This window comes from bacterium (assembly GCA_024228115.1).
Taxonomy (GTDB): Bacteria; Myxococcota_A; UBA9160; order UBA9160; family UBA6930.
Genome location: JAAETT010000438.1, coordinates 1 through 13,458 on the forward strand (window position 1 = coordinate 1; position 13,458 = coordinate 13,458).

Here is a 13,458-nt window from a genome sequence, read left to right on the forward strand (position 1 = left end):
CGAAGCACACTCCGCATTCGCGCCACGGAATGGGCATCGACCACCCAAAACGAGATCCGTCAGCGTCAATCGCCGCGCGGCACGCTGAAACATTGGAAAGCCAGCTTCTCAGCCAACTTTCGTGCATAGTTCAGGCTAGAACATCTTCGTCCCTGGCCGACGAGACCGTAGCCAATGCAAGGCCTCCGTTCGCCGCGTTGCCCGATCCGTTCAGTAGCGCCTCGCTACTCGTCGCCTAGCCGGTCGAGCCGGTGTGCGAGATCCGCAATTGCCGGCTTGTCGGTGAACTGGATGCCCATGCCCGGGTCGCGCCGCACGTCGTCGGCGGTCGGAGGCTGGCTCCATGCCACCCTGGCTTCCATCTCGACCAGGTCGTTCGGATCGTCGCTGAGTCGAAAGCGCACCTTGACCAAGCTGCCTTTCGGAAGGGGCGATTCGGATTGGATGAACATCCCGCCTGCGCCCAGGGTGGTGGCGTACTCGCAACAGGCTCGCCCGTCCGACACGTAGTCGACCATGACGCGCATCGTCTGTCGTCGGAAGCGTCGCGCACAACGCTTGTCGTCGAGGTTGGCCAATGCATCGCGTTTTCGTGTGCTCAAAGCTCGTGACTCCCGGGTTCCGGCGAACGGAAAATCAAAGTTCCCTGCCCCAGATATCGATCAGGTGACGCAAGAAGAGCTCCGCATGGGGCTCTGCCGTCACGCGATCGCGCAGATCGGATTCCGGCGGAAGCGTTTCCGATGCGGCGCCGTCTTCTGTTTCGAGCCAGGCGAGAAAGGCGCTACGCAGCTCGCCATCCACTCGCTCGAGGGCGACGCCTGCGGCCTCGACCCGGAGTTGCATGCGCCAGGCGTTCCAATCCATCTCCGCCAGGGCTTCCGGTGTGAGCTGGCCCAGACTCTTGCGCAACCGGCGACGCGTGCGGCGCCCGAGGGTTCGGGATAGTTCGTTGACCAGGTGTCCGTCGCCTTGCACGGATTCCACTTCCAGGATGAGCGCGGCTGCGAGGCCGAGGGCTTGCCCCGTCTCCTGATTGGAGAGCGGCACCAACGCAGGCGCCGAGAGCTCGCCTTCCGCCTCGATCAGAGCAGAACGCAAGCGTGTGACCGGGTCGGCTCCAGGTGTCGGAGGCGGGCCATCGCCGGCCGCGCCTACACCAAGGGCTTCACCGATCTCGTCGGCAGCCTCGATCGCGAGCTGGCGAAGTGTTTCGAAGGTCGGGTTCTGCAGGAACGCGCCGTCCGGGGAAGAGGGCATCCGCGCAGGCGCTTCGACCCGTTCTTCGGGGGTCGCACAGCCGAGGGCGCGCAGCAGCGCCAGGCCGATGGCCGTCGCCTTCTCCTGTTCCCGCCCACGAGCGATGCGAAGCAGGCCACGCAAGGAGGCGAGTCGCACGGGATCCCGTTCGAGCAGGGCCAGATGACGTGGTACTGCGTCATTCCAATGGTCGGGCCGATGCACGAGCAGATCCGCCAACGCTTCCTCTGCGTCGATCAGGCTGGGGTCCGCTGCGAGTGCGCGTTCGTACACGTCGATCGCACCGTCGACATCTTCGAGCGGACCGGCGAGCAATCTGCCGAGCTGGAGGAGTGCCGGGGCGACTTCGCCCGCAGCATCTTCGGGCGCAGCGTCGATGAAGCTTCGAAGAACGTCTGCTGATTTTCGCCATTCGCCGAGGGAGCGGAGCAGCCGCGCCGCGGAGAGAGCTCCTTCTGCGCATGCAGGATCCCAACCCGCTGCCGTGCCGAAGCTCTCGGCGGCCGCACGGTTGTCCCCCCGTGTTTCGAGGGCACGCCCTCGAATCAAAGCGAGGCGAGCGGCTTCCCGAACTTCACCCAGGGCCTCGATTCCGCGTGTGGCCTGCTCGAGCGCGTCATTGCCGCGATCCTGCTCCCAGAGCAGATCACAGAGCAGGGTCCATCCTTCGTGATTCTCGGGGCCATGTTCGACGGCTTCCCGGAGCAGCGCCTCGGCTGGCTCTTCGCGCGCGGGTCGGGCCAGCTCGAGCTGGGCGGCATGGAGGAGACGCCCGGCTCGCACCGAGGCATCGGACGCCCGAATCGCCCAGGCTTGAAGGGCGTCCACCGCTTCGTCGATCTTGCCGTCCCGCTCGAGCAACTCGGTCAGCCCACGGTGGGCATCGTCGAGCTTCGGGTCGAGTTCCAGGGCTTCCCGGAAACGCTGCAACGCATCGGTGGACGCGTTCTCCAGCTCCAGCGCTCGGCCCAGGCGAGCCAGCTGGGCAGCGCGGTCCGGCCTCTCGTCGGGCTGAGCGAGCAGACGTTCGAGGGAAGTCCGGGCCGAGGCGGCGTCGCCCTCTTCGAGGGCTGCTTCGCCATGAGCCGCCAGAGCGGTGGAGTGATCGGGATCGATTGCCAGGACCGCGTTGAAGAGCGAGAGCGCTTCCGGCCGATGTCCGAGTTCCTGAGCGGCCAGGCCGCCGGCGAGCGAGGCTTCGCAGCGTGTTTCCGAGGAAAGGGACGGGTCGTCGCAGCGCTCGAGAGCGCGCAGGGCGGCCCGCTCCGCCTGGGCATGGCGGCCTAGCTTTGCGGCCACGATGGCCAGGGCAGCCTGGGCTTCGCAGAGCGCGGGGTCGTCGGCGACCGCGCGGTCCAGCAGGCGGGCACGTTCCTCATCGGAACTCGTCCGCAGGGCGGCTGCCAACCTGCGCTCGGCGGCCTCCTGGCCATGGGTGCAAGCGGCAGCCCGTGCAAAGGCCTCTCCGGCGTCGCTTCGGCCCAGCCTGTCTCGCAAGCGGGCGGCGGCATCCCAGGCCGCCAGGTGTTCGGTGTCGAGGGCCATCGCACGCTCGACGCGGGCCAGTGCGGCTTCATCGCGTCCAAGCGTTTCCAGCGCAAAGGCCAGCTCGAGATGTTCGTCGACGGATGCGCCGGAGCCCTCGGCATCGACCCAGCTTGCGAAGACCTCCGCGAAGCGATCCGGTTGGTTGGCCTGGGCGTAGAGGCGCGCCAGTTCGTGACGGGCCGCGAGGGTCAACGTGGCGACCTCGCTGGCAGATTGGAAGGCGGCGAGGGCTCGGTCGAAGTCCTTCATGCGATCGCGGGCGATGGCAGCCACCTTCAGCCACGCCTCCTGGCGTCGCGCGGCCTCCCGGTCGCCTAGTACGGAAACCTCGCTTTCGTAGAGATCCGCAGCGCCGCGCCAATCTTCCATCGTTTCGAACAAGGCCTGGAGAGAACGGAGCGAAGCCAGATCTTCCGGGTCGGCTTCGAGGGCCTCCGCGAAGGCGCGGCTGGCCCTTGTGGTCGAATCGAGTTCGCGCCAGCACAGCTCTCCGAGAGCACGGTGAAGCGCGGCGCGTTCGTGAGCCGATGCGTCCGGTCGCAGTTCGATCTCGCGCTCGAGTGTGCGTGCCACGTCGCGCTGGCGTCCGAGCCGCTCGCAGCAGGAGCGCAGGCCGCGCAGGGCGTCGAGATGCTCAGGGTCCACGCGCAAAGCGTGTTCGAATGCTTCAGCAGCCCGGCTCAGCCGATGCAAACGCTCGAGGCGGAGCTGGCCCAACTCGAACCAGGCGGGGGCATCGGTGGTCGCGTCTTCGGAGAGGCGCCGGCAGAGGCGGGTCTCCAGCTCGACCGCTTCGCCGAAATGGCGCAGCAAATCGAGTAGTGCGTCTTCGGCGGGCCGGGTCGGGGCCTGCGCTTCGCCGCTGCTTTCGCCGTCGAGGAGTTCGCGCAGGTGCCGCAGGGCCAGGTCCGGGCGTGCAAGCTCCTTCCGATAGCTTTCGGCCAGCAGCCAACGCAGTTCCCGGCGGCGTTCGACGAAGACCGGTGCCTGGGGGTCGAGCGAGACGAGTTCGGCTTCCGCTACGCGAGCCCAGAGGTCGCGCCGACCGAGTCGCGGCAGCAGGTCTTCGAGCTCGCGAAGGATCTCGACGCGGTCGATCCCCTCGCCGGCGTCCGGAAGAGCCTCCCAGAGCTGCTCGACGCTGGTTCGTAGTTCTCCGAGGTCGCGTGATGCGCCGGCCGCGGCGCGACGCCAGGCGAGGCGAGCATCGTCGTCACAGACGCGGGCAAGCTCCGTCAGCACACCCGCTCGTTCACGCGTGCGCCCGGCTTCGCGATAGAGCCGTTCCAGGTCGGTCAGGACGGAGATGGCCTCGGGTTCGGCCTCTCGCGCTGCTTCCAGTGCGCGGACCGCCCGACCCGGCGCACCGAGTTCCTGCTCGAAGAGCCGGGCCCGTTCGCACTCCAGGGCGGCCCTTCCTTCGGCTGCCGGATCCAAGGCGATCTCGTCCTCGATCGCGCGCAGCAGAGCGTCGGTTCGGCCCGCGGCGCGGTGGACTTCTGCGATGCGTGTGAGGACCGTGGCATCTTCCGCCCGCAGACTGCGCAGGCGAGTCAGCCACGGTAGCGAGGCTTCCAAGCTGCAGTGGGTCGCGGCCAGGCCGGCAGCTTCTTCCAGCAAGCTGGCGCGCTCGGCCTCGGCGGAGGCGGGCAGCCGGCTCGCTTCCCGCTCGATGCATTCGAGGACGCCCAACCAATCGCCCTGCTCCTCGAGCAACTGGCGAACCCGGGCGCGAAGCGCTCCATCGGTGGGATCCAACGCGACGGCTTGTTGAAAATCGGCGAGGGCGTCGCCGGGCTGTGCCAGGACATCGGCCTTGATGCCACCGCGGCGGGCCAGCAACCTCGCACGGGGCAGCGGGCTGCGACTGCGCTTCAGCGCCAGGCCCAGGAACTCGAGGGTCTCTTCGTGAAGCTCATACCTGGCGGCAAGCTCGATGGCCTGATCCAGGGCAACGGCCTGCTCGGGCTCCAACTCGATCACGCGGCGAAGGTGAACCAGGGCGTCGGCGCCGCGATCGGCCTCGCTGGACAGGAGCCCCGCGAGTTCCATGCGCAGCGGGACCTCCGCCGGACCGCCCACCCGGGAGAGCTCGGCTTCGAGCAGTCGAACGAGAGGTTCGCTCTCGCCGAGCTGGCGATAGAGATCGCGCAAAGTGCTCTCGGCGGCGCGGTCGCTCGGGCGATCCGTCAGGGCCTGGCGATACGCGTCGGCGGCTCCGGATGCGTCACCGTCTCGGCGCAGGGCGTCGGCGATGAGCAGATTCCATGTCGCCCGTTCTTCCGCCACATCGCATTGGCCGGCGGCACGACGGGCCAGGGCAACGAGGTCTTCACCGCGCCCGGCCCGTTCGTAGAGATCGGCCAGGGGTTCCGCGACGACGGTGAGGGTCAGCTCGCGAGCGGCCGGAATCTCCAGGTTCGCGATGGCATCGTCGAGCCGATCCAGGGGGCCGGCTTGCAGCGCTGCCATGCGCAGGCGCAGAGAGGCGTCCCCACCCGCTTGGAGTTCGGACGGCGTCAGCTGTTCGATGCGGCGTCCCAGTAACGCAACGAGTTCCTCGTGACGGCCCTCGCGTTCATAGCGATCGGTCAGGAACTGGGCCGCCCCGGCGTGGGTGGCATCCAGTTCGAGCAGGGCCGCGAAATGGCCCTCGGCTCTGGCCTCGTCTTCGAGGGTGGCGAGTGCAAGCTCTGCCGCCCGGCCGCGCAGAAGCGCGGTCCGGGATTCGTCCGGGTCCGTCGCCAGCTCCGCTTCGACCGCAACCAGTGTGGCCTCTCCATCTCCCGCCTGCTCGTGCAAGGCTGCGAGTTGTTGCCAGATCTCGGCCCGTTCCGGGGCGAGCTTTCCAGCGCTCTCGAGATGGCTGAGAGCCTGGGCCGGGTCGTCCAGGCGTTCCAGCGAGAGCTCGGCCAGCTCGAGGTGAAGCGCGCAATCAGCGGTGTCGTCGCCGCTGTCCAGTTGTCGCGCCCGGTGTTCGCGCAGCGCATCCCAATCTTCGGTCCTTTCGAACAGGGCGACCAGGCGCCTGGTCGCATCGTCCGCGAGGGCTGAGGGCCCGTCCGCGATTTCCGCCAGCACCGTCTTGGCTTCCGGGAGTTGCTCGAGGGTTTCTTCGAGCAACAACGCGCGTTCGAGGGTCAGCTCGGCACGCTGCTCCGCATCGGCTTCTTCGCGGGCCTTCTCTTCCAGGAGGACGACGAGCCGATCGTTGCGTCCGGCTCGGCGCAGTGCGGCTTCCAGGCCGGCCCGAGCTCGCCCGGAATCCGGCGAAGCCTCCCGCGCAAGGTCGAAGAGCTCGACGGCGCGCTCTGCATCGCCGATGCGATCGAGAAGGATCTCCGCGCACTCCACGTCGAGTTCGAATGCCCGCGGGTCGAGGGGGTCCAGTCCCTCTCGCCGTCGCACCAGTTCACTGCAGAGATCGTCCCAGCGGCCGAGGTCTCGCAGCAGGGCTTCGCGGCGTTGGGCGACCTCCGGCCGGGCGTCGCCAGCGTCGGCCAACCGGTCGAGGGCATCGAGCGCGTCCTCGGATTGGTGTCGGGCGATCAGCAGATCCGCCAATGCATCGAGGCACGCGGCTTGTTCCGGCCCCTGAAGCAGGGACGACAAGTTGCGGCGAACCTCGATGAGTTCGTCGGCAGCGCCGGCCTGCGCCAACAGCGCATCGAGTTCCCAGAGGGCGTCCACATCGTCCGGGGTGATCTCGAGCAAGGCCCGGGTGGCTTCGAGGGCCCGTACCCGGTCGCCGCTGACGACCCAGAGCGATGCGAGTCGCTGGCGATTCTTGGCCTGTTCAGCTCCGGACAGAAGAGGATCCAGGCGTTCGAGACTGGTGCAGAGCCCCGCATCCTCGCCAAGCTCTTCCTGCAAGCGCGCGCAGCCTTCCAGGGCGCGCACATCCTCCGGAGCGGCGTCCGATAGATGCATCAGCCAGCCCAGGGCGGGGGCCGGCTCCTGCCGGTCCTCGTAGATGCGCGCCAGCTCCCAGACCAGGAAGCTGAGTCGTTCGCGGTCACTCGTCACCCGCGCCTCCCGCTCGAATGCGGTCAGCAGCGAATCGTCGTCACCGCGCGAGAGCGCGACCCGCTCGAGCCCCTCGCGCGCGGCCGCGCAGCCCGCATCGAGATCGAGGCCCTGCTGAAACGCTTCCGCAGCTGCATCGAGATCGAGGACGTGCCCGAGGAAGAGGTTGCCGAGCGCACACGCCGTCTGGCTCCGGCGAGACACCGAGGTGGAGTTGTGTTCCAGGATCTGTTCATAGAGCGCCTTGAGCTCCGGCCAGGCCTCGAGTGTCGTCAGACACCCCGCCAATGCGTCGCCCGCTGCTTCGGATCCGGGATCGATCTCGAAGGCGCGGCGGTAGTCCTGTCGTGCCGCATCAGCATCTCCGAGCCGTACTTCCCGGTGGGCTCCGACGCGGAGCCATGCAGTGAGCTGTTCTGCGGAACCGGCGCTTGCCTGTTCCGCCTCGGCCACCAGCAGATCGAGCAACTCCCCATCTCGGCCGAGCCGTTGCAGGGTGTCGATCAGATCCGCACGCAGTACCGGATCGTCGGGCTGGCGGGCAAGCGCGCGCTGGAGCTGTTCGGCCGCGAAATCGTCGTCGCCCTGGTCGGTGGCGAGTTGTGCGCTCTCGTGGAGGACATCCACCGGCGCGGCGTCGTCCGCCAGGGTCGAGGCATGGCGCAGATGGTTCGCCACTGCATCCTGATCGCCGGAGAGCCGGGCCACGTCGGCCAGATACAAATGCACCACCGGGTCGTCCGGGAAGAGGGCGTGCGCCCGCTCGAACCAGCGCTGTGCACCTTCGGCGCTGCGCCTTTCTTCGAGCTGCACGCGGCCCGCTTCGTGGGCGATGGCCAGGCGACGTAGATCGTCCCGGGTCGCCTGGTAGCGGCGTTCCATCAGCTCGTCGAACTCGTCCCAGTCGCTCTCGTCGGAAGCGGATTCCGCCATCGCCTCGAGGGCGGCCTCGTTCGTCGGATCGTCGGTGAGCGCGCGCTTGATCGCCTGGAGCGCCCGCTCCGGGTTGTCCAGCTCGCGACGCAGGAGGAGGCCCAATGAGACCAGAGCCGGTGCACGCTCCACACCGCGCAGGCGCTCGATGGCGCGTTCCAGCGCGACCACGGCCAGCTCCGGGGCGCCGATTCGTTTCTGGGCGTCGGCCAGGCCGAGCAGGGCGTTGACGTAGGTATCGTCGGCTTCGAGGGCCGTTTCGAACTGGGTGACGGCTTGCTGCGGATCGCCGAGCTTGTGCAACCAGACTTCGCCGAGTTCGGTCGCGAAGGCGGCCTGCTCGCTCGGGCGCATGGGCAGGCCGGCCTCCTGCTGGGTGAGCTGGAGATAGCGATCCCACTGCTCCCGCTGGGCGAAGAGGCGACGCAATTGCGCCAGAGCCGGGCGGTGGCTCGGATCGAGCTCCACCGCTTCCTCGAAACGCGCCAATGCCCGCGGCGCATCCATGCAACGGTCTTCCAGGACCTGCGCGAGGCGAAGCACCAGTCGTGCACGCACCGGGCCGTGATCTGCCGCATCCAGTGCATCGGCTTCGAGGCGGCTCTCGTACAACGCGACCAGCGCGTCCCATTCGCCCGCCAGGAAATGTGCTTCTTCCAGCGCTTCAAAAGCGAGGTCGTCGCCCGGGTCCGCATCGAACCGGGCGCGAAGTCCCTCCAGATTCGCGTCCAATGTCTTCCCCCCAGGGGAGGGCCAGGTCGGCTCTCCCGGCGGTCTCATCGGCCTTTGCGGGGCTGGGCTTGACCCCGAACCGCTTGCTGGGAAAATTCACTTTGATTAAGTTTTTCCAGGGTTTACGGAGCTGCCATGCCTGCGTCCCCGCCTGCTGGTCCGGATCCCTTGGGTTCCGACAGCGGCCACCATGTTTCACCGCAAGATCTGCCCGATGCGGAGCGACGCCGACGACGGCGCGATCTGCTGATTACGGCCAGCGTGATGGCGGCGATCGGCGCGGTGGTTCTCGTCGAGCAGCGGGTGGCGAGCCTCCCGCAAGCGTTGCCTTTCGGCGACAGCCTGCTCTTCCTGTTCCTGAACGTCTTCAATGTCGTGCTGATCGTTGGCCTGATCTACTTGATCGGACGGGCCTTCGTGAAGCTGATCTTCGAGCGGCGCTCGGGGACCCTCGGCTCGCACCTGAACTTGAAGTTCGTGCTGGCGCTCTTCTTGATGGCGGCCGTGCCGATGGGCGTGCAGTACGTCGTGTCGTCTTCGTTCATCACGGCGTCGATCAATGCGTGGTTCGGGTTGCAGATGGACCGCGCCATCGACGACAGCCACGAGGTGGCCGACGCCTACTACGATGCCTGGGCGCGCAACGCGCTGCATTTTGGCGAACGCATCGCCCTGCAGATCACCCACGAGCGTTTGCTGCGCGAAGACCAGCGAGCCGAGCTCGAGGCCTTCGTCCAGCGGAAGCAGCGAGAGTACAACCTGGGCGTGGTGCAGATCTTTCCGTTCGCCGAGGCGGAGCCGATCGCGACCTTGGTGAACCCTGAAATACCCGCCGATGCTTTCGTGAAGCGGGAGAGTGCGATCGTCGCTTCCGCCCTGGCGGGCGAGAGCACGACCCTGGTGGAGGGCACCGGGACGGACCTCGGTGACGTCATTCGCGGCGCCGTGCCAATCCGCTCTTCGGATCCCGTTCGTGCCGACGAGATCGTCGGGGCGGTCGTCGTGAACCACCTCGTGCCCCATGCCCTCGTCTACAAGGTGGACACGATTCGCAATGCGGTGGACGAGTATCGGGCGATCAAGCCCCTGGCCGGTCGCATCGCCGGGGTCTACAAGCTCGTGCTCCTGCTCTTCTCCCTGGTCATCGTGCTGTTCGCCACCTGGTGGGGGCTGCGGATCGCCAAGGGCGTGACGACGCCCATTCGTCTGCTCGCCGAGGGCACGGAGCTCGTCGCCAAGGGCGATCTCAGCGTCGTGATTCCCCAGGAATCCGAAGACGAGATCGGATTCCTCGTGAATTCGTTCAACCAGATGACGAAGGATCTTCGCGAAGCGCTCTCCGGCCTGGAACTCAGCAATGCGGAGCTCGACCAACGTCGCGCCTATATGGAGATCGTGCTGCGCAATGTCGACGCTGGCGTGGTCTCTCTGGATGCGGAGGGACGGATCGGGACGATCAACCCCGCTGCCGAGCGATTGCTCGCCGTGGCTCCGGGCACCCAGATGATCGGAAGCAAGCTCGAGGAGGTGCTCGAGCAACCGGAGCTTCTCGATGTGATCCGTGAGCTCCAGGGGCAGACGCGTGTGGGCATCCGGGAGAGCGTGCGACGCCAGGCGTTGGTTCCGAGCGGCGAAGATGTGCACACCTTGTCGGTCACGCTCTCCCTGCTCCAGGATGACGAGGGACGATCCCTGGGTTCAGTGATCGTCTTCGACGACTACACCCAGGAGGTTCGGGCTCAGCGGATGGCGGCCTGGCGTGAAGTCGCTCGGCGCATCGCCCATGAGATCAAGAACCCGCTGACACCGATCCAGCTCTCCGCCCAGCGCATCCGCCGACGATTTCGCGATCGGCTCAGCGGCGCTCCGGAAGACGCCCAGGTCCTCGACGAATGCGTGGATACGATCACCAGCCAGGTCGAGGGACTGAAGGTGCTGGTGAACGAGTTTTCGAATTTCGCGCGCCTGCCCGCTGCCAAACCACTACCGGACGATCTCAATCAGCTGGTTCAGGAAGCCGTATCGAGTTACGCCGGAACCGAGGGCGTGGCCCTCGAGATGGAACTCGATGACAGCCTTCCGAAAGTCGATTTCGATCGGGAGCAGTTGCGGCGTGTGCTGACCAACTTGATCGACAACGGTTGTGTGGCCATCGGAGATGCGGGCCGGGAGGGCACGGTCACGGTGCGAACCTTCCACGATGGGCCGCTCCAGACGGTTCGGCTCGAGATCGAGGACGATGGGGTCGGCGTTCGCCCCGAGGATCGACGCCGGGTCTTCGAGCCCTACTTCTCGACCAAGGATCACGGCACCGGGCTCGGGTTGGCCATCGTGTCTCGCATCGTCGCGGATCATCACGGCTACATCCGGGTGCACGAGCGCAAGCCTTCCGGCACGCGCTTCATCGTGGAACTCCCCGTCAAGAGCACCTGACGGCGGAATGCGTCCCTTGGACCTTTTCCATCCGGGGGGCGCGCGGCCTGTCCCCCGCCTGGGGAATGCTCCGTGGGAGCGATGGAGCGACGTTTTCGGGTGCAAGACGGGCATCCGGGCAGCGAAGGGGAGGTGGCCCTTCTCTCGGGGCGTTGACATCAGGGGCGCCAGGCCGGACGCTCCCTCGGCCGTGGGTCGCATCCTGATCGTTGATGACGAGGAGAGCATTCGCCGCTCTCTGGCGGGGATTCTCTCGGACGAGGGTTTCGCCACCGATGGGGTGGGCGACGGGGAAGAAGCCCTGGCCGCGATTCGCGAGGACGCGCCGGACCTGGTGCTTCTCGATATCGCCATGCCGGGTCGGGATGGCATCGAGATCCTGGAAGAGCTGCGCCAGACATGGCCGGATCTGCCCGTGGTGATGATGAGTGGCCACGGCACGATCGAGACGGCGGTGCGGGCCACCCAGCTCGGCGCGTTCGATTTCGTCGAGAAGCCGCTCTCGGTCGAGAAGCTGTTGCTCATCATCCGCAATGCCCTCGAGCGGTCGAAGCTCCGAATTGAGAATGTGCGGCTTCGGGCCGAATCGATCCGTGCCCACGAGATCCTGGGCGACGCGCCGCCGATCCGGAAGCTCAAGGAGCAGATCCAGGTTGCTGCACCCACCAACGGTTGGGTGCTGATCACCGGAGAGAATGGCACCGGGAAGGAAATGGTCGCGAAGCAGATCCACGTGCAGAGCAAGCGCGCGGAACATCCGTTCGTCGAGGTGAACTGCGCGGCGATCCCCGAGGAGTTGATCGAATCCGAGCTCTTCGGGCATGAGAAGGGCGCATTCACCGGGGCGATCTCGCGCAAGCATGGGAAGTTCGAGCTGGCGGATCAGGGCACGATCTTCCTCGATGAAATCGCCGATATGAGCCTGCGCACCCAGGCCAAGATCTTGCGCATTCTCCAGGAGCATAAATTCGAACGGGTGGGGGGCACCGAAACCCTCGAGGTCGATGTGCGGGTGATCGCCGCGACGAACAAGAGCCTCGAGAAGGAGATCCAGGAAGGCACGTTCCGGGAGGATCTCTACTACCGCCTGAACGTGATCCCGTTCCACGTGCCGCCGCTGCGCGAGCGCAAGGGAGACATCCCCGTGCTGGCAACCGCCTTCGCCGAAGCCTTCTGCAGCGAGTCCGGCTCTGCTCCGAAGGAGATCGCCGCAAGGGCAATGAACCTGCTTCAGGCCTACCCATGGCCCGGCAACGTCCGCGAGCTGCGGAATCTGATCGAACGTCTCGTGCTGATGACGCCGGGGCCGAAGGTCCGCGATCGCGACCTGCCCGAAGAGATCCGTCGCGGCGGCCGCCTGGAGAGCACGGACGAGATGACCCTCGAGGAGGCACGCAAGGAATTCGAGCGGCGCTTCCTCGTGGAAAGGCTGGAAGAGAACGACGGCAATATCTCGCGCACTGCGGAGTCGATCGGGATGGCGCGGGAGAGCCTCTCCCGAAAGCTCCGGGCCTTCAAGATCAAGGCGCCGCGTGGTTGAGATCAAGGCGCCGCGTGGTTGATGGCAGAGCGATCGAAGGAAGCGCCGCGGGCCGTTGAGTTCGTCGTGCGGCCGGGCCGGCGGGAGGATCTCCCCGCGGTCGCCGCACTGGCCGGGAGCGTGCTCCCCGAGGCAGGGGGCGTTTCGAGTCTCGCGAGCTTTCTGGACGCGCCGGCGGGGCGCCTCTGGGTCGCGCCGGGACGGCTGGGGCTCGCCGGCTTCCTCCTGGCGAATCGGGTAGCGGACGAGGCCGAGATCCTCTGGATGGGCGTCGCCCCGGAGGAGCGGCGGACCGGATTGGGCCGTGCCCTGATCGAGGCGGTTGCGAGCGGGGCTTCGCCCCCATCCGTCCTCGTTCTCGAGGTCCGCGCGGGGAACGAGGCCGGCAGATCGTTCTACACTTCGCTCGGCTTCCGGGAGGACGGCCTGCGGAAGAAATACTACCCGGGGGGAGAGGACGCGATCCAAATGTCCCGCCGGATGTAGGTTCGGCGTTTCCGGGTTGAGCCCGGTGCCGCCACGGCGGTGGGTTTCCGCTGTTGGGCGCGGTTGCCACCTGCGGGGCGGAGCCGTTGGCCGGCTCGGTCTTCGCGGGGCTGGTGAGGGGGGACGGGTTGGGTGTGAGGGAGTTCCTTCGATCCTACGGCGGGTTCTCGCCTGGCCAACCCGGGGCGCGGCGCTTTAGCCCGCCTGGGTGGGGCCAGGGTCGGCTTGGGGTCGTGGGTCGGGCGGGCTGTGTGCGGATTCTCGGCCGGATCCCGTCCGGTAGCTTTGTTCGCCGGTTTTCCTTGACATTGCATATAAACAATGCCATTATCAACACCATGCTGCGTCGGACTCCTCAGCTCGAGCTTCCCCTTCGTGGCTGGGGTGGAAGGCGTGAGGGCGCTGGACGTAAGCGCGGTCCGAACCCTCGGGTGGCTCATCTCCAGCGAGCGCCGTTGGCTTCGCGGCATCCTTGCCACGTGACCTTGAAGGTCCGGCCC

The 13,458-nt window shown here is 66.9% G+C and carries 5 protein-coding genes; 3 read left to right on the top strand and 2 right to left on the bottom strand.

The genetic code is table 11. The features are described 5' to 3' along the window. Positions 1-224: 224 nt before the first annotated feature. A complete protein-coding gene (locus GY937_19210; GenBank protein ID MCP5058835.1) occupies positions 225-602 on the bottom strand; it encodes a hypothetical protein in 378 nt (125 codons plus the stop codon). 34 nt (positions 603-636) lie between these two features. Next, complete coding sequence (locus GY937_19215) at positions 637-8,499, bottom strand: hypothetical protein (GenBank protein MCP5058836.1); 7,863 nt, start codon at positions 8,497-8,499, stop codon at positions 637-639. 135 nt (positions 8,500-8,634) lie between these two features. Between GY937_19215 and GY937_19220 the strand changes: the two genes are divergently transcribed. Genes GY937_19220 through GY937_19230 form a run of 3 tightly spaced genes read left to right on the top strand, consistent with a single transcriptional unit; the run spans position 8,635 to position 12,958 of the window. Continuing rightward, positions 8,635-10,932 carry a HAMP domain-containing protein gene (locus tag GY937_19220; protein ID MCP5058837.1) on the top strand — a complete coding sequence of 766 codons (2,298 nt, stop codon included), beginning with the start codon at positions 8,635-8,637 and terminating at the stop codon, positions 10,930-10,932. Between the two features lie 7 nt (positions 10,933-10,939). Next, positions 10,940-12,472 carry a sigma-54-dependent Fis family transcriptional regulator gene (locus tag GY937_19225; protein MCP5058838.1) on the top strand — a complete coding sequence of 511 codons (1,533 nt, stop codon included), beginning with the start codon at positions 10,940-10,942 and terminating at the stop codon, positions 12,470-12,472. Between the two features lie 21 nt (positions 12,473-12,493). Continuing rightward, the gene (locus GY937_19230) at positions 12,494-12,958 is read left to right on the top strand and encodes a GNAT family N-acetyltransferase (protein ID MCP5058839.1); all 465 of its coding nucleotides are present in this window, start codon (positions 12,494-12,496) and stop codon (positions 12,956-12,958) included. Positions 12,959-13,458 lie beyond the last annotated feature (500 nt).

Coding starts and splice junctions, on each gene's coding strand:
- GY937_19230 (MCP5058839.1), top strand. CDS start 12,494: ATGGCAGAGCGATCGAAGGAAGCGCCGCGGGCCGTTGAGTTCGTCGTG.
- GY937_19220 (MCP5058837.1), top strand. CDS start 8,635: ATGCCTGCGTCCCCGCCTGCTGGTCCGGATCCCTTGGGTTCCGACAGC.
- GY937_19225 (MCP5058838.1), top strand. CDS start 10,940: ATGCGTCCCTTGGACCTTTTCCATCCGGGGGGCGCGCGGCCTGTCCCC.